The following is a 21,110-nucleotide window of genomic DNA, read 5'->3' on the forward strand; positions in this document are numbered from 1 at the left end:
CTGCTGGCGATGAGGCCGGCACAGGCACTAGAGAATCACCTTGGCCTGCCGCAGTTCTTCAATCCGCTCAACACTAAATCCCAACTCCCCCAACACCTGATCCGTATGCTCGCCCAACGCCGCGCCAATGTGCCGGGGCGCCGGCAATCCTTCTGAAAACTTCAACGGACACGCCATCTGCGCCTGGCTCGAACCATCGCCCCTCGGCACTTGCGTGACCAAATCCCGTGCCTGCAACTGCGGATGACGCAGCGCTTCCCCGACGCTCAAAACCGGCTCCACGCATGCATCCAGTTCCGCAAACAATGCACACAACTCGGCGAAGTCATGTTTCTCGAACTCCACTGTCAGCGCGTCCTTGAGTTTCCTCTGCTGCGACGGTTGCGGGGACAGGCCGAGGTTCGCCAGCTCCTCCAGCCCAAGCGCCACACATAACTGCTTCATGAACGCCGGTTCGAGGCTGCCCACCGACAACCAGCGGCCATCCCGCGAACGGTAATAGTCGTAAAAGCTACCGCCATTGAGCATCTGGTCTTCCCGGCCCGGCTCGACACCGCAGGCCAGGTACCCGGCGCCCGCCATGGCATTAAGGCTGAAGGCGCAGTCGGTCATGCTCACATCCAGGTGTTGCCCCTGCCCGGTTTGCTGGCGGGCGATCACCGCGGCGAGCAACCCGATTACCCCGTGCAACGAACCGCCGGCGACATCCGCCACTTGCGGCCCCAAGGGCAGCGGCCCGCTGTCGGCACGGCCGGTGTAGCTGGCCAGCCCGGCCAGCGCCAGGTAATTGATGTCATGGCCGGCACGTTCCCGGTAAGGGCCGGTCTGGCCGTAACCGGTGATCGACACATAAATGAGTTTGGGATTGATGGCCTTCAGGGCTTCATAGCCCAGCCCCAAACGTTCCATGACACCGGGGCGAAACTGCTCCAGCACAATGTCGTAGTCCTCAAGAAGCTGCTTGATGACCTCCAGCGCCTCAGGCTGCTTGAGGTCCAGCGCCAGGCTGCGTTTATTGCGATTGAGATAGGCGTGGCTGGCTGATACGCCCTGGTCATGGGGTGGCAGCACGCGCAGCAGGTCCATGCGGCTCGGCGATTCGATGCGCAGCACGTGCGCGCCCATGTCCGCCAGTAACAACGAGGCGAACGGCCCCGGCAGCAATGTCGAGAAATCCAGAACCTTGAGTGATGCCAGTGGACCGAGCATGGATGTTCTCCCTGAATGATGCCCCCAGACTAGGCAGCCGGACGCTCAGGGGCAATAACCTTATGTGCCAGTGACGCTGACCGTTGCGCTCAGGTCGCAGGCAGAAAAAAACCCGCCGAAGCGGGTTTTTCATTGCAGCAGGTTTATTTGGCGTTAGCCGGGGCGACCTCGTCGGCGTGGCCCAGAACGTCGTCTTTAGGCTCGTCGGCAATGCCGCGACCGCCAGAAGCCAGCTCGGATTGCAGTACGTCGGTGTCCAGTTCCTTGACCCACTTGGCCACCACGATGGTCGCCACGGCGTTACCAATCAGGTTGGTCAGGGCACGGGCTTCGGACATGAAGCGGTCGATGCCGAGGATCAGCGCCAGGCCGGCAACCGGCAAGTGGCCGACAGCGGACAGCGTGGCTGCCAGTACGATGAAGCCCGAACCGGTCACACCGGCGGCACCTTTGGAGGACAGCAGCAATACCACCAGCAGGGTGATCTGGTGCGTGAGGTCCATGGGGGTGTCAGTGGCCTGGGCAATGAACACGGCCGCCATGGTCAGGTAGATCGCCGTACCGTCGAGGTTGAACGAGTAACCGGTCGGGATCACCAGGCCTACCACGGACTTCTGCGCGCCCAGACGCTCCATCTTGATCAGCATGCGTGGCAGTACCGATTCCGAAGAAGAAGTACCCAGTACGATCAGCAGTTCTTCACGGATGTAGCGGATCATTTTCAGAACGCTGAAACCGTGCATGCGAGCAATACCACCCAGCACGATCAGGATGAACAGCAGGCAAGTGATGTAGAAGCACGCCATCAACTGGCCCAGTTGCACCAGCGAGCCGACACCATAGGCACCGATGGTGAACGCCATGGCACCGAAGGCACCGATTGGCGCGAGTTTCATGATCATGTTGATGATGTTGAACATGACGTGGGCGAAGCGATCGATGAAGTCCAGGATCGGCCGGCCGTAGGCGCCCAGGCGATGCAGGGCGAAACCGAAGATCACCGAGAACATCAAGACTTGCAGGATGTCGCCCGTGGCGAATGCGCCGACGATGGTGGACGGGATCACGTTGAGGAGGAAGCCAACGACGCTTTGATCAGCACCGGCCGCAATATACGTAGCGACCTTGGAAGCATCCAGAGTGCTGACGTCGATGTGCATGCCGTTGCCGGGCTGCACGATATTGACGACCACCAGGCCGACCAGCAAAGCGATGGTCGAAACGATTTCGAAGTACAGCAGCGCGTAACCACCGGTCTTGCCGACCGATTTCATGTCCTGCATGCCAGCGATACCACTGACGACGGTGCAGAAGATGATCGGGGCGATGATCATCTTGATCAGTTTGATGAACCCGTCACCCAGCGGCTTTACGGCCACACCGAGCTGTGGATAGTAGTGACCGAGCAAAATACCGATGACAATTGCAACGATCACCTGGAAATACAGGGATTTATACAGTGGCTGACGAGTCGTCATTGCAAAGTTCCTCAAGAGTACGCGCTGCCAACATCCATCGATGGCCGGCGACACCTCAATTGCGAACCCTCCTGCACTGGAGGGATTTGTTTTTTCGAGCTGCGCGACGGCAGGCATCTGTCGCTTGTATCGCAAAGCCCGTGCCACCTGCGGTAAAACATCCACAAGCCTTTTGATATCAGGGGTTGCAGGTCGCGCCGTATCGTTGAATCGTTGAGCGCACTGGCGGATTTCCGCCCTCCAAACAGATCACGTCCTGCAATTTGGCGGATATCCGCCTTGTCCATCGTTTGGCACCGCAGCTACCATCCGCCGCTCAATGGACGGATTTAGCCGCTATGCGCGAACGCACCATCGCCAGTCACTTCGCCCGCGCCGTCCTCGGTGGCGCGCAACGCCGTGGCCTGGACTATTCGAGCCTGTTGCAACAGTTGGGGATCAGCCCCGAATTGCTCGACGAGCCGCGGGCGCGCATTGCACCGGAGCAGTTCACCCGACTGATTCAGGGACTGTGGCTGGCACTGGACGACGAGTACCTGGGCTTTGGACGCGGCCCCAGCAAGCCGGGCAGCTTCGCCATGATGTGCCATGCGGTGATCCACTGCCGTAATCTGGAGAAGGCGCTGAACCGCGGTTTATTATTTTATAGTCTATTCCCCGACGCCCCGCGCCTGACCCTGACGCGCGAAGACGAGATGATCCGCCTGAGCCTGGACGATTCGCAGCTCTGGGACCCGGACCATTTTCTCAGCGAGAGCCTGCTGGTGATCTGGCATCGTTTCGGCAGTTGGCTGATCGGCCAGCGTATTCGCCTGGAACAGGCCGCATTCAGTTACCCGCGACCGGAACACGGCGCCGAGTACGACTTGTTGTTCTCTTGTCCTTTGACGTTTTCCGCGCCCCAGAGCAGCCTGTTGTTCCATAGCCGCTACCTGAACATGCCGCTGCTGCAGGACGAACGCACCCTCAAGCATTTCCTCGAACACTCGCCGGCCGATCTGCTGTCACGCCCGGACGACGGCAACAGCCTGAGCAGCCAGTTGCGCCGCTTGCTCAGCCGCGACAGTGCCCGCTGGCCGGACCTCGACGCCGTTGCCGCGCACCTGCACATCAGTGCGCAAACGCTGCGTCGACACCTGCGTGAGGAAGGCACCAGTTTTCAGGAGTTGAAAGATCAGTTGCGCCGGGATATCGCGATTTATCACTTGAGCCGCGCGGACCTGTCATTGCAACAGATTGCCGAGCAACTGGGGTTTTCCGAACCGTCGGCGTTTCACCGGGCGTTCAAGAAGTGGACAGGGGTGACGCCGGGGGCTTATCGGGCGCAGGAAAACTGAACCCATAACCTGTAGGAGCCGGCTTGCTGGCGATGGCGGTGTGTCAGCGACACAAATGTTGACTGACACACCGCCTTCGCCAGCAAGCCGGCTCCTACAAGGGCACGCGATGGTTGCGGATCAAACCAGCGGTAAATGTATCCGGAACGCCGCGCCGCCCAAGGGTGAATCGCCCAGGGTCAATCGGGCGCTGTAGCTCTCGATGATGTCCTTGACCACCGCCAGGCCAATACCCTGGCCCGGGTGCTGCCGATCCAGCCGTTCGCCACGCTCGAGAATCCGCGCGCGCTGATCCATAGGCACGCCAGGGCCGTCGTCCTCGACGCACAATTCGATGCCACCGAGGTTTTCCCGCAGGCTGATGCGCACCTCGCCCAGGCACAGGCGGTAGGCGTTCTCCAGCAAGTTACCGAGCATTTCCAGCAAGGCACCCTGCTCGATCGGCACAAAACACTCGTCCGGCAGATCGAAGGTGACCCGCACGCGTTTGTCGCGGTAAACCTTGTCCAGCGTGTCGCACAGGCTTTGCAGCACAGGTCGCAGGCGCACCTGATGCCGCACCAGACCGCTTTTGCGCAGGCTGGCGCGCTGCAATTGATAGCTGATCTGCTGGCTCATGCGTTCGATCTGGGTTTGCAGCACCCATGCCTGATCGCGATCTTCCGGGCGTTGCGCCATGTCTTCGCTGACGCCTTGCAACACCGCCAGCGGCGTTTTCAGGCTGTGTGCCAGATCATCCAGGGAATCACGGTAACGGCTGCGCTGTTCGCGCTCGCTGTGCAGCAAGCGATTGAGCGAACCGGTCAGACGCAACAGTTCCCGGGGATGCTCTTCGCTCAGACTTTCGCGGGTGCCGCCTTCGATCTGGTCCAGCTCCTGACTCAACCGGCGCAAGGCTTTCAGCCCCCAGGTCAGGCCGAACCAGAGCAAGGCCAGCAATACCAGCAACGCTGCCCCGAAGCCTAGATAGAGATTTTCCCGCAGACCTGCGAGGGTGACTTCGTATTCGCGAACCGGCTGCAGGGCAACGATACTGAACGCCGCACTCTTGCCCCCCAGCAGTTTGACCTCGACGTCATAGACGAAAAACTCCTCGCCGTTGGCCTCGCTGATTCTCGCGAATTCGTTGCCGCGCCCGTCGTAGCGCGGTTTGTAGTTAATGTGTTCTTCCTGCGTGGCCTTCGACCGCCAGACCAGCCGTCCTTCGCGGTCATAGATGTAACCGAGCAAACGGCTGTCAGTGAGGTTGAAACGCTCGTCGGGCAATTGCGCCGGCATCTGCAAACGGTTGCTCTCGACTCGGGCGGCAGAGATCAGCGTCGTGACATCAGACGCCAGACGCTGTTCGATGGAGTCCTGCAAGGCGAGACTGAACGCGCCTTGCATCGCCGGCAGCAACGCCAGCATGAACAACACCGCCAGCAATGTTGCGGCGAGCATCAAGCGAACGCGAAGAGAACGAATCAAGTGCAGCGCTCACTGAACAGGTAGCCGAGGCCACGCACGGTATCGATCGGCTTGAAGCCCGCCGGCCCTTCGAGCTTGCGGCGCAGTCGGCCGACCAGCACCTCGATCACATTCGGATCTCGCTCATCGTCATCCGGGTAAAGCTGCTCCATCAACCGGTCCTTGGCCACCACTTGCTGATGATGGCGCATCAGGTATTCGAGGATGCGGTACTCGTAAGCGGTCAACGCCAGCGGTTGCTCATCGAGGGACGCCTGCTTGCGATTGAGATCAAGCTTCAAAGGGCCGGCGACGATGGTCGATTGGGTAAAACCGCTGGAGCGGCGCAACAAGGCATTGAGCCTTGCGTCGAGCTCTTCGAACTGGAACGGCTTGACCACATAGTCATCGGCTCCGGCGGCAAGGCCCTCGACCTTGTCCTGCCAGTTGCCCCGGGCGGTGAGAATCAGGATCGGGAACGCCTTGCCGCCGGAACGCAACTGACGAATCAGATCGAGCCCGCCCATGCCCGGCAGGCCAAGGTCGATCACCGCCAGATCGAAATTGAACTGCCCGGCTTGATACAAGGCTTCTTCGGCATTTCCCACGGACTCGACCACGTGGCCGCTTTCCGTCAGACGCGTTTGCAGGTGATGGCGCAACAGCGCTTCATCTTCGACGACCAGCAGTTTCATAACGCTCTCCAGGGCAAATCAACCTCTCCCGAGGGAGATAACCGAGCCTCGATGACTTGTTTCATGACTGTGTGCTGATGTCCGTCGCAAGGGACAGAACAGAGCGGCCCACGAGGTCTTCCTGGCGCAGTTTAATGCCATTGTGCGAGACCGACACGTTGGTGTAACCGGCGTGATAACCGGACTGGCCATTTTGCTGCGCCAGGCTCGCGCCCCAATCACTGTCGTTACTCACCACGGCATTGACGGTCGAGCGGCTCAAGACCCGGGACTTTTTGTCCTTGTCGCCGTTCTGTGCAAAAACACGACTGGCCAAATGATCGTCAGCCGCGTGGGCGGCGGCACTGGCGCCCAGCACAGTGAAAGCCAGGAGCAGTTTCTTGAAGCCAGTCATAGGGAGTTTCCTCATGCGCTGTTCGCTTTTTGGGTAGGGCAAGGTTACCGACCTCGCCCTGAACTCCCCCTGAACGCAATCTGAACCTAAGCTGAATCATCTCACCCCAAGCGGTTCGATGAATTTGAACAGGAGATTCAACCATGCGCATGTTCCTCGCTGTCCTTTTGCTGACCTTGAGCGGTTTCGGCCAGGCCGCCATCAAGACCCAGGAAATCCCCTATCAAAGTGCCGACGGCACAAAATTGATCGGCTATTACGCCTACGACGATGCGATCAAGGGACCGCGTCCGGGTGTCGTGGTGGTGCATGAATGGTGGGGGCTCAACGACTACACCAAGCGCCGCGCCCGAGACCTCGCCGGGCTCGGCTATAGCGCCCTGGCCATCGACATGTATGGTGATGGCAAGAACACCGAGCATCCCAAGGACGCCATGGCGTTCATGCAAGCGGCCATGAAGGACAGCGCCGCGTCCAGCGCGCGGTTCCAGGCCGGGCTCGACTTGCTCAAGAAACAGGCGCAAACCGATCCGGACAAAATCGCCGCCATTGGCTACTGCTTCGGCGGCGCCGTGGTGCTCAACGCCGCGCGCCAGGGTGTGCCATTGGCCGGCGTGGTGAGTTTCCATGGCGCGCTGGCGACCAACACCTCTGCCGCACCGGGCAGCGTCAAAGCGAAGATCCTCGTCGAGCATGGTGCGCAGGACAGCATGATCACCCCGGATAACGTTGCCGCGTTCAAAGCCGAAATGGACAAGGCCGGCGCCGACTACACCTTCGTCAGCCTCGACGGCGCCAAGCATGGCTTCAGCAATCCGGATGCCGACCGCTTGGGCCATGGCGATCACGGCGGGCCTGACATCGGCTACAACAAAGCGGCGGATGAAAAGTCCTGGGCGGACATGCAGGCGTTTTTCAAGAAGATCTTTGGCTGACACGCTAAACCCTGTGGCGAGGGAGCTTGCTCCCGCTTGGCTGCGAAGCGGCCCCAGATGGGGCTAACGCGTATACCCTGTTTGCGACTGCTACGCAGCCGAGCGGGAGCAAGCTCCCTCGCCACAAAAGCCCTTTTGCACTACCCAGCCGCAGCCCAACCCGGCAAAATGCCCGTCATGAATGCCCTCCCCGCCCTTCCCGCCTGCTGCACCCCGCTCGATGCGCATTGGCCGTTGCCATTTGTGTTGTCCGACACGGTGCTGTTGAGTACCCACTTCGATCCTGCGCAACTGCTGGGTGATGACTTCCAGCGCAGCGCCATCGAGGCGCCACCCAGTATCCAGCGGTCCGTCGCCAAGCGGCAGGCAGAGTTTCTTGCCGGACGGCTTTGCGCCCGCGCCGCCTTGCAAAAACTCGAAGGCCTGAACTTCAGTCCGGCCATCGGCGAAGACCGGGCACCTGTCTGGCCTGCGCACATCACCGGTTCGATCACCCACAGCACCGGGCGGGCAGTGGCCATCGTGGCGAAAAAAAGCCATTGGCGCGGTTTGGGCATGGACCTGGAAAACCTGCTCAATGCCGAACGCGCCGAACGCCTGGCCGGAGAAATCCTCACCGCGCCCGAGCTGCAGCGCATGGCCACCGGCTCTCGCGATCAATTGGCATTGCTGGTGACCCTGACGTTCTCGGTGAAGGAAAGTTTGTTCAAGGCGCTCTACCCCATTGTCCAGCAGCGCTTCTATTTCGAGCATGCCGAAGTGTTGGAGTGGACCGAACGGGGTGAAGTGCGGTTACGGTTGCTGACGGACCTGTCCAATGAATGGCGCAACGGCACCGAGCTGGAGGCGCAGTTCGGGGTGCAGGATGGGCAGTTGTTGAGTCTGGTCAGTATCAAGGCTTGAGTTATCCGGCGCTTGCCCGGGCCTCATCGCCAGCAGGCTGGCTCCCACAGTTGGTCACAGGTGCTGCCAAATTTTCGGCCCACTGCAAATCCAATGTGGGAGCCAGCCTGCTGGCGATGAGTCCTGTGCAGGCAATGCAAACTCTCACCGCTTTTCTTGATTCCTCGGCCAACTCAGACTGAAACACGCCCCGCCCAGATTCTTGCTTTTGCTGATCAACGCCCGCCCCTCATGCCAATGAATGATCCGCCGCACGATCGACAAGCCCAAGCCATGCCCACCCGAGGCGCGGGTACGGCTGTCGTCGAGGCGCAAGAATGGCGTGAAGATTTTCTCCCAGGCGATTTCCGGAACACCCGGCCCATCATCTTCGACATCTACCCGGCAGCGTTGCTGGCCCACCTGATAACTGATGGTCACCCGTGATTGGGCATGGCGCATGGCGTTGCTCACCAGATTCTGGATCGCCCGGTGCAGGTAGCGTGGCTCGGCCTCGACCCAGGCGTCGTCACAATCGGCAGCCGACAGGCACAAGCCTCGCTGCACCGTGACATCGGCGCGCAACGGTGCCAGCTCCTCGATCACCTGATTGACCAGCGCATCCAGGTCGATACGCTGAAAGTTCAGCGCCGGTGAACCCTGCTCCAGTCGTGCATAGGTGAGCATTTCATCCACCAGGCGATCGAGGTCCTCGATGTCGTGGTCCATGCCTTCGCAGTATTTTTCCAGGGCTTGCGGCGTAGTGGCCGAGCCGATCATCTCCAGGCCAAAGCGCAGGCGCGCCACCGGCGTACGCAATTCATGGGACACCGCGCGCACCAGTTCTCGCTGGATCGCCAGCAGTTGCTGCAAGTGTTCGGCCATGCCGTTGAATGCCGACGCCAAGCGCCCGACCGAGTCCGCGCCGCGCGCCGGCACGCGGGTTTCCAGGCTGCCCTTGGCGATACGCGTGGCCGCCGCTTCCAACCCGCGCAAGCGCCGCTCCAGTTGCCGCACCAGCAGATAGACGATCAAACCGATCAGGGTCAGGCCCAACGCTGCAATCAGCACCAGCCACTCCGGCGGATAAGGATTCATCTGGTACAGCGGGCCGATTTCCAGCACCCACGGCGTACCGACCATGCCGGCAAACACCCGGATCGAATCGCCGCCCTTGCCCAGCGCCATGACCGTGTCGCCCTCGGACACGCGACGACTCTGATCTTCGTCCATGTCAGCGTCTTCGACGGTGACCAGACGCAAGTCAAAACCAAACCCCTTGTCCTGCTTCAATTGCGCCAGCCGCACCGGTTGCTCGCCCACCGGATAACGCACCAGCTCATCGACCAACAGGTAAATCGTCGCCCTTGCCAGTTGCTCGCTGATCTGCTGCACCTCCCCGGTGAGAACCAGCTGTTCCTTTTCGCTGACCAGGCGATAAACCTTCGCCGCATGCGGCCCGGTCTGCTCCACCAGCGCCTGGCCATGCAGCACACGGGTACGTTGACGCAGGTCGAGGTCGGTTTCGTTGAAGGTTTTCAGCGCCAGCGGAATGCCCAGCAATCGCTCCCACACCAGCAACGCCCGGTGGCGCTCGGTCTGGTTCATCGGTTGCAGGTTGTCGGCCATCAGCGAAAACGTGCCATGGGCCAGACGCTCGCGGTACTGCTCGCTGCGCACCTGGTTGAGCATGTGCAACGCCAGCACGCCAAGCACCGCCACCAGAATCAGCGCGGCGCACATGCCGCCATAAATACGCAGGAAGATCGAGTTCACAGGGTTGGGTCTACGCAGGCCTCGGGAACGAACAGGTAACCTTTGCTACGCACAGTCTTGATCAGCCGTGGATGATCCGGGTCGTCGCCGATTTTCGGACGGATGCGCGAGATGCGCACGTCGATGGAACGGTCCTGGCCGTCATAGCCGATCCCGCGTAGGGCGGTGAAGATTTCTTCCCGGGACAGAATGCGTCCGGCGTTGGCCACCAACAGCCAGAGCAAGTCGAATTCGGCACTGGTCAATTCGATACCGTTGTCGTTCAACCAGGCTTCGCGCAAGGCGTTGTCCACCACCAGCGGACCAAACTGCAGGCGCCGTTGTTTTTCCGGTGCCGGTTCCGGGGCTTCACTGCGCCGCAGCAACGCCTGGATACGCGCCAGCAGCAAGCGCGGGCGCACCGGTTTGCAGACGTAATCGTCGGCGCCCAGGTCGAGGCCGAGGATCTGGTCGGTGTCATCGCTGCGTGCGGTGAGCATCAGGATCGGGCCGTCGTAGCGGTCGCGGACCTTGCGGCAGATACTCAGGCCATCTTCACCGGGGAGCATCAGGTCGAGGATCACCAGGTCCGGCTGTTCCTTGATGATGCGCGCTGCCGCCAGGGCGCCATTGCCCTCGATCGACACCCGCAGGCCATTGGCTTCCAGGTAATCGCGGGTCAGTTCGGCCAGACGCTGGTCGTCCTCCACAATCAGTACCTGCCAGGCTTCTTGCTCCACGGATGACCTCTGCTTGCCAATGACGCTAATAAGGAAGGATCCGCCCGTCTTTTTGTAATGATTCGGGGGGATAAATTGCATATACGCTGGCCGATTGTATAAACGTCACCTGCGCAGAACACAAGCCGGTAAATGCGTTCGGACATGGCGGTTTTTTGTGATAGGGTTCGCGCCCTTAAAAATCCGGCCGGCCGTTTTCGATCGTTGAAAAATGCTGAAAAAAGGTCCGGTCCAGCAGCATCGCGGCCTACACGCCGGTTCGCTCTTTCACACACAATTTACGCACAGGTTTATCCACAGGTAGTACGTTGCAATCGCCCCCCAAAACGCATTATCTTGTAGCCCAGCGCCAAAAAAACCCTAGATGTAGGGTTTAGCGCAAAAAACCAAACACAAACCGGACACCAATTTCAAGCGCTTTTCTTGCCACTGTCCGGTTGAACCAAACGTATTTTCGAAAGACCAAACCGCGCGTGCGGATGGCTACTGTATTTCGGCCCGATGGGGTGAAAACGGTACGGGTGTTGCAGTCCTGAACTGTCACCTCAAAGGACCCCGGTCTTGCGCCCAAGGCGTGAGACCAAAGACTTCGGCATGGAAGCGGCGCCCAATAGCCCCCTTCCTGATCTGTCCCGAAGTTGGTATGCCCGGCACTCGCCGGTTGTAGTGCTTCAGGACGGAACGGTGGGCACTGTGATGGTGCCCAAACAAACATAGAGAATGTGGAGACAACCCCCCATGCAAACCGACACAACTCGCGAGAACCCGCAGGGCACCTTGCCGCAGGCTACAGATTCGAATCAGGATCTGTCCGCCACCGCGCCTGGCCAACTGCGCGTGATCAAGCGTAACGGCACTGTCGTTCCTTATACCGATGACAAGATCACCGTCGCCATCACCAAAGCGTTTCTCGCAGTTGAAGGCGGCACCGCTGCCGCTTCGTCGCGAATCCACGACACCGTGGCCCGCCTGACCGAACAGGTCACCGCCACCTTCAAGCGTCGCATGCCATCGGGCGGCACCATCCACATCGAAGAAATCCAGGACCAGGTTGAACTGGCCCTGATGCGCGCCGGCGAGCAGAAAGTCGCGCGCGACTACGTGATCTACCGTGACGCGCGCTCCAAGGAACGCGCTGCGCACGCCCCGGTCGAAGAAGCCGTCAACGCTCACCCGTCGATCCGCATCACCCGCGCCGACGGTACTTTCGCACCGCTGGACATGGGCCGCCTGAACACCATCGTCACCGAAGCGTGCGAAGGCCTGGAAGAAGTCGACGGCGACCTGATCCAGCGCGAAACCCTGAAAAACCTGTACGACGGCGTAGCCCTGACCGACGTCAACACCGCACTGGTGATGACCGCCCGTACCCTGGTCGAGCGTGAGCCGAACTACTCGTTCGTGACCGCCCGCCTGCTGATGGACACCCTGCGTGCCGAAGGCCTCGGCTTCCTCGGTGTTGCCGACAGCGCCACCCACCACGAGATGGCCGACCTGTACGCCAAGGCCCTGCCGGCCTACATCGCCAAGGGTATCGAATTCGAATTACTGAACCCGGTCCTGGCCTCCTTCGACCTGGAAAAACTCGGCAAGGCCATCAACCACGAGCGCGACCAGCAGTTCACCTACCTGGGCCTGCAAACCCTGTACGACCGTTACTTCATCCACAAGGATGGCGTGCGTTTCGAACTGCCGCAGATCTTCTTCATGCGCGTGGCCATGGGCCTGGCGATCGAAGAGAAGCACAAAGAAGACCGTGCGATCGAGTTCTACAACCTGCTGTCGTCCTTCGACTACATGTCGTCGACGCCGACCCTGTTCAACGCCGGCACCCTGCGTCCACAGCTGTCGAGCTGCTACCTGACCACCGTGCCGGATGACCTGTCGGGCATCTACCACGCGATCCACGACAACGCCATGCTGTCGAAATTCGCTGGCGGCCTGGGCAACGACTGGACGCCGGTTCGTGCGCTGGGTTCGTACATCAAGGGCACCAACGGCAAATCCCAAGGCGTCGTGCCGTTCCTCAAAGTGGTGAACGACACCGCCGTCGCCGTTAACCAGGGTGGCAAGCGCAAAGGCGCTGTCTGTGCCTACCTTGAAACCTGGCACATGGACATCGAAGAGTTCATCGAACTGCGCAAGAACACCGGTGATGACCGTCGTCGTACCCACGACATGAACACCGCCAACTGGATCCCTGACCTGTTCATGAAGCGTGTCTTCGATGACGGCAAGTGGACCCTGTTCTCGCCATCCGAAGTACCGGACCTGCACGACCTGACCGGCAAGGCCTTCGAAGAGCGTTACGAGTACTACGAAGCCCTGACCGAGTACCCGGGCAAGGTCAAGCTGTTCAAGACCATCCAGGCCAAAGACCTGTGGCGCAAAATGCTGTCCATGCTGTTTGAAACCGGCCACCCATGGCTGACCTTCAAAGACCCGTGCAACCTGCGCAGCCCGCAGCAGCACGTCGGCGTGGTCCACAGCTCGAACCTGTGCACCGAGATCACCTTGAACACCAACAAGGACGAGATCGCCGTTTGCAACCTGGGCTCGATCAACCTGCCGAACCACATCGTGGGCGGCAAGCTCGACACCGCCAAGCTGCAACGTACCGTCAACACCGCCGTGCGCATGCTCGACAACGTGATCGACATCAACTACTACTCGGTGCCGCAAGCGAAGAACTCCAACTTCAAGCACCGTCCGGTCGGCCTGGGCATCATGGGCTTCCAGGATGCGCTGTACCTGCAGCACATCCCTTACGGCTCCGATGCTGCGGTGCAGTTCGCCGACACGTCCATGGAAGCTGTCAGCTACTTCGCGATCCAGGCGTCCTGCGACCTGGCCGACGAGCGTGGCGCCTACGAGACGTTCCAGGGCTCGCTGTGGTCCAAGGGCATCCTGCCGCTGGATTCGCAACAGATCCTGATCGAAGCCCGTGGCCAGAAGTACATCGATGTCGACCTGAAGGAAACCCTGGACTGGGCACCGGTACGTGCCCGCGTGCAGAAAGGTATCCGTAACTCCAACATCATGGCCATCGCGCCGACCGCGACCATCGCCAACATCACTGGCGTATCGCAGTCGATCGAACCGACCTACCAGAACCTCTATGTGAAATCGAACCTGTCGGGCGAATTCACCGTGATCAACCCGTACCTGGTTCGCGACCTCAAGGCTCGCGGTCTGTGGGACTCGGTCATGATCAACGACCTGAAGTACTACGACGGTTCGGTTCAGCAGATCGAGCGCATCCCGCAAGAACTCAAAGAGCTCTACGCGACCGCGTTCGAAGTGGACACCAAGTGGATCGTCGACGCGGCCAGCCGTCGTCAGAAGTGGATCGACCAGGCTCAGTCGCTGAACCTGTACATCGCCGGCGCTTCGGGCAAGAAGCTGGACGTGACCTACCGCATGGCTTGGTACCGTGGCCTGAAAACCACTTACTACCTCCGTGCCCTGGCCGCGACCAGCACCGAGAAGTCGACCATCAACACCGGCAAGCTGAACGCTGTTTCCAGCGGCGGCAACCACGGTGACGACTCGGTCCTGGCAGCGCCTGCCGGTCCTGCTCCAGTACCGAAGGCTTGCGCCATCGACGAGCCGGATTGCGAAGCTTGCCAATAAGCTGAGCCGGTAGGCGTCGAAAGGCGCTTATCCGAACCCCCGACAGGCCTCTGGCTTGCCGGGGGTTTTCTTTTGCCCCTCTGCAGGAGCAAAGCTTGCTCGCGATGGCCACTTCACGATTCGTCTGGATTACCGTGTAATCGCTCATCGCGAGCAAGCTTTGCTCCTACAGGTCTGCGACACCCACAAAAAAGCCCCTCTTGCGAGGGGGCTCTTCGTACAGCGTTACAACTCAACCAACATCAAGTCATCTGAATAATGGTCTGCATGATAGTGCTCTGGGTAGAGATGGTCTTGGCGTTCGCCTGGTAGTTACTCTGCGCCTTGATCAGTTCGACCAGTTCGTTGGTCACGTTGACGTTCGACTCTTCCAGGGAGTTGGAATGAATTTCCCCCAGGCTGCCGGTCTGCGGCGCGTCGTAGCCTGGCTGACCCGAGGCGAAAGTTTCCTTCCAGCTGGTACCGCCCACTGGCTGCAGGCCTTGCTCATTGGTGAAGCTGGCCAAAGCCAGTTGACCGATCGGCTTGGTCTGGTAGTTGCTGAAGTTGGCCAGCATGACACCGCTGCCGTCGATGGTCAGGTTGGTGATCTGGCCAGTGGCGTAACCATTTTGCGCAGGAATGGAGCGAGCGCTGTCGGCATTGAATTGCGTGGTATTGGTCATGGTGACCGTCACACCCGCTGGGTCAGAGGCTGCGCCGTTGGCTGCCCAAACGCCATTGGTGACTTTGCCCGGAATCCAGCCGGTGATTTTCAGATCAGGGCTGACGACGGGAGGTGTGCCCGGCGTGGTGACCGAAACCAGCTTGCCACTCGTGTCAAACGCCATGGTCGAAGGGACCGGACGCGAAGCGGCGCTCATTGGATCGCTGCCATTGGGGTTACGACCATCGATCAAGGTATAGACGTCCCAGGTGTTGGGCCCCGTCTTGACCATGTATTGGTCCATCTGGTGCTTGTTGCCCTGCGTATCGAAAATCTGGGTGCTGAACTGCTTGTTGAAAGCGGTTCCCGGCTTGCTCGGGTCAAACGGATTGGCCACCGTGTCGATCACATCGGACTTGGAGTCCAGGTTGATCGTCGACGAAACGGTGGTGGTAGTTTTCGGCGCCAGGTTCGATGTGTCGATGCGCAGGTCAGTCAGCACGCCATTGATGATCTTGCCGTTGGCGTCCACGCCATAACCTTGCAGGCGGGCAGTGCCGTCGGTGTTGGTGACGTAGCCTTCCTTGTCGACCTTGAACGTACCGGCACGGGTGTAGGACAGCGAGCCGTTGTCGTTGAGCACAAAGAAGCCCGAGCCGTTGATGCCCATGTCCAGCACGTTGCCGGTGTTGTTGATGTCACCCTGGGTGAACTGCTGGGAGACGTTGGCCAGGCGCACACCGCTGCCGGTGGTCTTGGTGCCTGTACCCAGCCGGGTGGCGGAGTACACATCTTCGAATTCCGCACGGGACGATTTGAAGCCGACGGTGGCAACGTTGGCGATGTTGTTGCCGGTCACGTCCAGTTGTTTGTTGGCGGCATAGAGACCGCTAAGGCCGATGTTAAAAGACATGTTCCACTCCTTTGTGCCGGGTTAGTCGGCTCTATATACCAATGGTTTGCACTTTGGACAGGGCGACACTGCCCAGCCCGGCCAGATTGAGCATCAACTCACCGCCGGTCTGGCTGATGGTCACGCTGTTGACGGTCGCCGGCAGGTTGGTGATCAGCGCAACGCTCTGATCATCGATGGTGGTTGTCGCACCGAAGGTGTAGGTACCCGCTGGCGCCACGTTGCCGGCATCATCCTTGCCATCCCAGGTGAAGCTGGCATTGCCCGCGTTCTGGTCAGCCAAGGTAATGGTGCGAATGACTTTGCCGTCCTTGTCGGTAACCTTCACCTCGGCTTGCGCCACCGACTGCGGCAGGACGACCGAACCGGTCATGCCTTTGGTGGTGTCGACCACCGCCTTGTCGCCCGGCGCGATGACCGAACGGCCGACCAGGGAGGACGCCTGCAATGCCTGGGACGAACCGAAAGTGCCGGCAATGCCGCTCACGGTATCGTTGAGTGTGGTGATGCCTTCCAGGCTGCTGAACTGCGCCAGTTGTGCAACGAACTCGCCATTGCCCTGCGGCTCCAGCGGGTTCTGGTTTTTCAGCTGAGTCACCAGCAGTTGCAGGAACGCATCCTTGCCCAAGGCCTTTTTACCGGTGGCACTATTGGCCGCCGACGCCAGGGCATCAGTGTCTTTGTTGGTCTTGATCGAGGAGTTGGCCAGGATGTCGTTGAGTGACAAACCACCGGTGGAATCGGAAACACTCATCTGAGTCGCCCCTTATCACTGACCGAGGGTCAGGACTTTCTGCATCATGGTTTTGGCGGTGTTCATCATTTCAGCGTTGGTCTGGAACGAACGGCTAGCGGAAATCATGTCGGCCATTTCTTCCACCACGTTGACGTTCGGGTAGTAGACGTAACCCTTGGCGTCGGCGGCCGGATGATTCGGCTCGTAGCGCGCCTCGAGGTTGCTCTGGTCCTCGACCACACCCAGCACCTGAACGCCTTGACCCGCGGCGTCCTGGTTCTGGAACAGCGAATCGCTGCCGCCACTCTGGCCGCCCTGGAACATGGTGGCGAACACCGGATGACGCGCACGGTAGGTCTGGTCGATGCTCGATGAAACCGTTTCGGCGTTGGCGATGTTCGAAGCGACGGTGTTCAAGCGAGTGGTCTGGGCACTCATGCCGCTACCGGCAATGTTGAAAACACTGGATAGAGACATGGCTTATTCTCCGCGCAGGGCTGACACCAGCCCTTTGAATTTGCTGTTGAGCAGGGTGAAGCTGGCCTGGAAGTTGACGGAGTTTTCCGCGTAGTTCGACTGTTCCAGTTGGGCGTCCACGGTGTTCTGGTCGATCGAAGGTTGCATCGGCGTGCGGTACATCAGCGACTCGTCGCCATTGCCCAGGCCTTCGGCTTCGATGTGTCGGCTGTTGGTCATGTTCAAGGTGAATGTGCCGTTCTTGGCTTTATCGTTCTGAGCCTCGAGCACTTTCGAGAATTCCAGATCCCGCGCCTTGTAGTTCGGGGTGTCGGCGTTGGCGATGTTGTTGGCCAGGACTTCGGCACGCTGCGCGCGGAAGCCCAAAGCCTTTTCATGAATGCCGAGCGCTTTATCGAAGCTGATGCTCATGTCGGGAAACCTTCGGGTGACCTGATTTTTCGTAGGATGGACATAGCAAGCGTCATGCCAATTCAAAAAAGCCCGTAAACCGGGGCTTTGCGCGCAGTGGCAAAGCGGCAATGCCAGAAAAGCGGCAACCGGTTTCCGCTGAATGCCGCTTTTCTGCCGCTTGCACCACGCAACACGCTCCCTGGGTAATGGAAAACGGCAGGCATAAAAAAGGGAGCCCCTGAGGACTCCCGTTTTTAAGTCTGCTGCTTCGCATCACTTCGCCTGGTAAATGATCCCCGGGCTGCACTGGACCATCTGGTAATGATCCGGCAATCCGTTCAGCGCCTCGGAAGCACCGAGGAACAGATAGCCGCCCGGCTTCAACGTACTGTGAATGCGCAACAGGATGTCCTTCTTCACTTCAGCAGAGAAGTAGATCAACACGTTGCGGCAAAACACGATGTCGAACTTGCCCAGGCTTGCGTAGCTGTCCAGCAGGTTGAACGAGCGAAATTCAACCCGGCTCTTGATCGGCGCCTTGATCACCCAGCGTCCCGGCCCTTTCGGGTCGAAGTATCGCTGCAGCCGCTCAGGTGAGAGACCGCGACCAATGGCCAGGCTGTCGTACTCGCCGGTCTTGCAGTTGTTGAGCATGGTGCCGGACAGATCGGTAGCAACAATCTGCACGCCCATCCTCAATTGGCCCATATTGACCCGCTCGAACTCGTCGATGGACATCGACAGCGAATACGGTTCCTGCCCCGACGAACAGGCTGCCGACCAGATCCGCAGACGCTGGCCCGGACTGGCCTTGATCGCCTCGGGCAGCACCTTGTTCTTCAACACCTCAAACGGATAGGTGTCACGAAACCACAGGGTTTCGTTGGTAGTCATGGCGTCCACAACCTGTTCGCGCAAACCGCTGCGCGGCTGGGTCTGCATGCGCTGAACAAGCTCACCCAACGACTTGATGCCCTGCTGCTCCATCAGTTTGTTGAGACGGCTCGAGACCAGGTACTGCTTGTTTTCACCGAGCAAAATGCCACAGGCTTTTTCCAGGAATACCCGGAACTGTTCGAAATCCAAATTACCCGTAGACAATGCTGCCGCCTCTTAAATCGTGTTGACTGCCGGGGGCCGAACGCCCCTAGCTAATGTCTGCTGCTTTGATCCGGTCAACTACCCGGGATGCCAGGTCATCAGGACGGAACTTGGCCAGAAAGTCATCGGCACCGACTTTCTTGACCATCGCCTGATTGAACACACCCGACAACGAAGTATGCAGGATGATATGAAGCTTTTGCATGCGAGGGTCGTTGCGTATCTCGGCCGTCAGCGTGTACCCGTCCATCTCCGGCATCTCGATGTCGGAAATCATCATCAGGAACTCTTCTTCCGGCTTCTTCCCCTCGTCGGCCAGCTTGCGCAGGTAATCAAGCGCTTGCCGACCGTCGTTCAACGCCACCACTTCCACGCCCACCGTCTGCAGGCAACGCGTCACCTGCTTGCGTGCCACCGACGAGTCATCGACCGTCAGCACGCGCAATGAAAGCGCCTTGTGCTGGGTCTCCACATCCACCACGCCGACCGAAATCGCTTCCGGTGTCGGTGCCACTTCCGCCAGCACTTTTTCGACGTCGATGATTTCCACCAACTGATTGTCGACCCGCGTCACGGCTGTCAGGTAGTGATCGCGCCCCGTCCCCTTGGGTGGCGGATGAATCTCCTCCCAGTTCATGTTGACGATGCGTTCCACCGATCGCACCAGGAAGCCTTGGGTCTTGGTGTTGTACTCCGTGATGATCACGAAGGGATTGTTCTTGTCCTTCAAAGCACCGGAGCCGGTCGCCATTGCCAGATCGAGGATCGGAATGGTCGCCCCCCGAATATTTGCCACACCGCACACGACAGGACTGGATTTAGGCATCAGCGTCAGTTGGGGGCATTGCAGCACCTCCCGAACCTTGAACACGTTGATCCCGTACAGCTGCTGGCCGTCGAGACGGAACAACAACAGCTCAAGGCGATTCTGCCCCACCAGTTGCGTGCGCTGGTTCACCGAATCCATTACACCAGCCATGCCCAGACTCCTACACCAACGCTAAGTGTTGTTGCGACGCACATTCATCTCTAAACGGCACGGCGCTTGCTTTTTATCTTTCCATGAACACAGAACCGACATTTTTCCGACGCCTGACCACACCGCTCCGCCAATGGCTCGGTGTGTTGGCGGCTGCTTGCCTGTGCCACGCTGGCAGCCCTGCCCTTGCTGACGCAGTTACCTTGCCTGACATGCTTATCGGCGTCACTCAAGGCTTTCTTGAGTTCACCGTAGAGGACTATCTGGCAACCAGTCAAACGGAAGGTCGCTACGAGATCCAGGTCAACCAACTCGACCCACGCCTGCGCATGCCCATGTGTGACAAGGAATTGACAGCCACGCTGGAGAGTCCGGCCAAGCCGTTGGGTCGGGTAACGGTAAAGGTTCGCTGCGAGGGTTCATCCCCGTGGACAGTCTTCGTACCCGCTCAAGTCCGCCTGTTTCGCGACGTTGTGACAACCACTCGGCCCCTGCGCCGCGCCGGTATTGTCGAACCCGCTGACATCACGCTGCGAGAGCGCGATGTCAGCCTGCTCACCCAGGGCTATTTGACCTCTGTGGATCAGGCCATCGGGCAGAGACTGACCCGACCAATGGTCAACGACCAGGTCATCAGCCTCGTGCACATCGAACAGGCGGAAGTCATTCGCAAAGGCGATCAGGTGGTGATTACCGCCCGCAGTGGTACGCTCAGCGTGCGAATGCCCGGTGAAGCGCTGGCTAACGGTGGCTTGAGCGAACAAATCAGGGTGAAGAACCTCAATTCCAATCGAGTGATCAAGGCGCAAGTCATCGCGCCGGGGCAGGTCGAGGTGTCCATGTAGGCGGTCTGCCTGTGGCGCTAAGCGGGGCCGTTCCCTAAACTGTGTCCTGTGCGGGGCAAGCGCTGGCGCGCGCAAGCTCATTTTTCAAATGAGCCTAAAGTTTTTCGGGGTATGGCCGAAAACATGGCAAGCGTCCAAATTCCCAGAGGTTTTTTATCATGGTCATCGATTTCAGCCGTTTGAACAGCTCCTCGTCACTCACGGGCAGTACACGTACCAGCGTTGCCAAGGAAACCGCCGAAGCCGGCAAATCCGCGCCGCTGAATACCCCGGCCGAACAGGCCAGCACCGTCACGAGCGGGGAATCGGTACATCTCAGCAATGAGGCTCAACAGTTGCAAAAGGTCACTGATACGCTGCGCGATCAGCCCGCTGTCGACAAAGCCCGGGTGGCCGAGTTGAAAGCAGCGATTGCCGATGGCAGCTACAAAGTCGACAGCAACCGTGTAGCCAGCAAACTGCTCAACTTCGAAGCCCAGCGCTAGGCCACGGGCCGGCGCGAGGCTTTTGGACGCT

Annotated in this window: 19 protein-coding genes; 6 read left to right on the plus strand and 13 right to left on the minus strand. The window is 59.6% G+C overall.

What is annotated here, in order from left to right; genetic code table 11:
- Window positions 1-27: 27 nt before the first annotated feature.
- Together D8U73_RS28340 and D8U73_RS28345 are read right to left on the minus strand one after the other, a co-directional pair.
- Window positions 28-1,209: a CaiB/BaiF CoA-transferase family protein gene (locus tag D8U73_RS28340; RefSeq protein ID WP_130906343.1), complete on the minus strand. Its 1,182-nt coding sequence runs from the start codon at window positions 1,207-1,209 to the stop codon at window positions 28-30.
- Window positions 1,210-1,352: 143 nt separating this feature from the next.
- Window positions 1,353-2,687, minus strand: a complete 1,335-nt coding sequence (locus D8U73_RS28345; protein ID WP_056853139.1) for a dicarboxylate/amino acid:cation symporter — start codon at window positions 2,685-2,687, stop codon at window positions 1,353-1,355.
- A 338-nt stretch (window positions 2,688-3,025) separates the two neighbouring features.
- On the opposite strand from D8U73_RS28345, the gene D8U73_RS28350 reads away from it, so the two are divergent.
- On the plus strand, window positions 3,026-4,024 hold the full coding sequence (locus D8U73_RS28350) for an AraC family transcriptional regulator (protein ID WP_056853140.1): 999 nt from the start codon (window positions 3,026-3,028) through the stop codon (window positions 4,022-4,024).
- A 120-nt stretch (window positions 4,025-4,144) separates the two neighbouring features.
- On the opposite strand, the gene D8U73_RS28355 is transcribed toward D8U73_RS28350, so the two are convergent.
- From D8U73_RS28355 to D8U73_RS28365, 3 genes are all read right to left on the minus strand, one after another.
- Complete coding sequence (locus D8U73_RS28355; protein WP_130906344.1) at window positions 4,145-5,491, minus strand: ATP-binding protein; 1,347 nt, start codon at window positions 5,489-5,491, stop codon at window positions 4,145-4,147.
- A complete protein-coding gene (locus tag D8U73_RS28360) occupies window positions 5,488-6,165 on the minus strand; it encodes a response regulator transcription factor (RefSeq protein ID WP_130906345.1) in 678 nt (225 codons plus the stop codon). The genes D8U73_RS28355 and D8U73_RS28360 overlap by 4 nt, the downstream gene beginning before the upstream one ends.
- Window positions 6,166-6,226: 61 nt before the next feature.
- The gene (locus tag D8U73_RS28365; protein ID WP_130906346.1) at window positions 6,227-6,559 is read right to left on the minus strand and encodes a hypothetical protein; all 333 of its coding nucleotides are present in this window, start codon (window positions 6,557-6,559) and stop codon (window positions 6,227-6,229) included.
- A 143-nt stretch (window positions 6,560-6,702) separates the two neighbouring features.
- Between D8U73_RS28365 and D8U73_RS28370 the strand changes: the two genes are divergently transcribed.
- Both D8U73_RS28370 and D8U73_RS28380 read left to right on the plus strand, forming a co-directional pair.
- Window positions 6,703-7,494: a dienelactone hydrolase family protein gene (locus D8U73_RS28370; RefSeq protein ID WP_130906347.1), complete on the plus strand. Its 792-nt coding sequence runs from the start codon at window positions 6,703-6,705 to the stop codon at window positions 7,492-7,494.
- 177 nt (window positions 7,495-7,671) lie between these two features.
- The gene (locus D8U73_RS28380) at window positions 7,672-8,397 is read left to right on the plus strand and encodes a 4'-phosphopantetheinyl transferase superfamily protein (RefSeq protein WP_206663031.1); all 726 of its coding nucleotides are present in this window, start codon (window positions 7,672-7,674) and stop codon (window positions 8,395-8,397) included.
- A 144-nt stretch (window positions 8,398-8,541) separates the two neighbouring features.
- On the opposite strand, the gene D8U73_RS28385 is transcribed toward D8U73_RS28380, so the two are convergent.
- Together D8U73_RS28385 and D8U73_RS28390 are read right to left on the minus strand one after the other, a co-directional pair.
- Window positions 8,542-10,152 (minus strand): ATP-binding protein, encoded by a 1,611-nt coding sequence (locus D8U73_RS28385; RefSeq protein ID WP_056853146.1) that lies wholly within the window; start codon window positions 10,150-10,152, stop codon window positions 8,542-8,544.
- Window positions 10,149-10,871 carry a response regulator gene (locus tag D8U73_RS28390; protein ID WP_130906349.1) on the minus strand — a complete coding sequence of 241 codons (723 nt, stop codon included), beginning with the start codon at window positions 10,869-10,871 and terminating at the stop codon, window positions 10,149-10,151. Before D8U73_RS28390 ends, D8U73_RS28385 begins: the two co-directional genes overlap by 4 nt.
- 738 nt (window positions 10,872-11,609) lie before the next feature.
- On the opposite strand from D8U73_RS28390, the gene D8U73_RS28395 reads away from it, so the two are divergent.
- Entirely contained in the window at window positions 11,610-14,504 is a 2,895-nt protein-coding gene (locus tag D8U73_RS28395; protein WP_056853148.1) for a ribonucleoside-diphosphate reductase subunit alpha, read from the plus strand.
- Window positions 14,505-14,746: 242 nt separating this feature from the next.
- Here the strand turns inward: D8U73_RS28395 and flgE are convergent, their stop codons facing one another.
- From flgE to D8U73_RS28425, 6 genes are all read right to left on the minus strand, one after another.
- Complete coding sequence (flgE, locus tag D8U73_RS28400; protein ID WP_130906350.1) at window positions 14,747-16,063, minus strand: flagellar hook protein FlgE; 1,317 nt, start codon at window positions 16,061-16,063, stop codon at window positions 14,747-14,749.
- 31 nt (window positions 16,064-16,094) lie between these two features.
- Window positions 16,095-16,817: a flagellar hook assembly protein FlgD gene (flgD, locus tag D8U73_RS28405; RefSeq protein ID WP_056853150.1), complete on the minus strand. Its 723-nt coding sequence runs from the start codon at window positions 16,815-16,817 to the stop codon at window positions 16,095-16,097.
- A gap of 15 nt (window positions 16,818-16,832) precedes the next feature.
- Window positions 16,833-17,276 (minus strand): flagellar basal body rod protein FlgC, encoded by a 444-nt coding sequence (gene flgC, locus D8U73_RS28410; RefSeq protein ID WP_007937507.1) that lies wholly within the window; start codon window positions 17,274-17,276, stop codon window positions 16,833-16,835.
- 3 nt (window positions 17,277-17,279) lie between these two features.
- On the minus strand, window positions 17,280-17,687 hold the full coding sequence (flgB, locus tag D8U73_RS28415; protein WP_130906351.1) for a flagellar basal body rod protein FlgB: 408 nt from the start codon (window positions 17,685-17,687) through the stop codon (window positions 17,280-17,282).
- A gap of 255 nt (window positions 17,688-17,942) precedes the next feature.
- Window positions 17,943-18,770: a protein-glutamate O-methyltransferase CheR gene (cheR, locus tag D8U73_RS28420; protein WP_056853152.1), complete on the minus strand. Its 828-nt coding sequence runs from the start codon at window positions 18,768-18,770 to the stop codon at window positions 17,943-17,945.
- Window positions 18,771-18,816: 46 nt separating this feature from the next.
- Window positions 18,817-19,749, minus strand: coding sequence for a chemotaxis protein CheV (locus D8U73_RS28425; RefSeq protein WP_056853153.1), 933 nt, complete (start codon window positions 19,747-19,749; stop codon window positions 18,817-18,819).
- Between the two features lie 83 nt (window positions 19,750-19,832).
- Between D8U73_RS28425 and flgA the strand changes: the two genes are divergently transcribed.
- Window positions 19,833-20,594: a flagellar basal body P-ring formation chaperone FlgA gene (gene flgA / locus D8U73_RS28430; protein ID WP_056853154.1), complete on the plus strand. Its 762-nt coding sequence runs from the start codon at window positions 19,833-19,835 to the stop codon at window positions 20,592-20,594.
- Window positions 20,595-20,752: 158 nt separating this feature from the next.
- Entirely contained in the window at window positions 20,753-21,079 is a 327-nt protein-coding gene (gene flgM, locus D8U73_RS28435) for a flagellar biosynthesis anti-sigma factor FlgM (RefSeq protein WP_130906352.1), read from the plus strand.
- Window positions 21,080-21,110 lie beyond the last annotated feature (31 nt).

Source organism: Pseudomonas sp. Sample_22, assembly GCF_004307635.1.
Lineage (GTDB): Bacteria > Pseudomonadota > Gammaproteobacteria > Pseudomonadales > Pseudomonadaceae > Aquipseudomonas.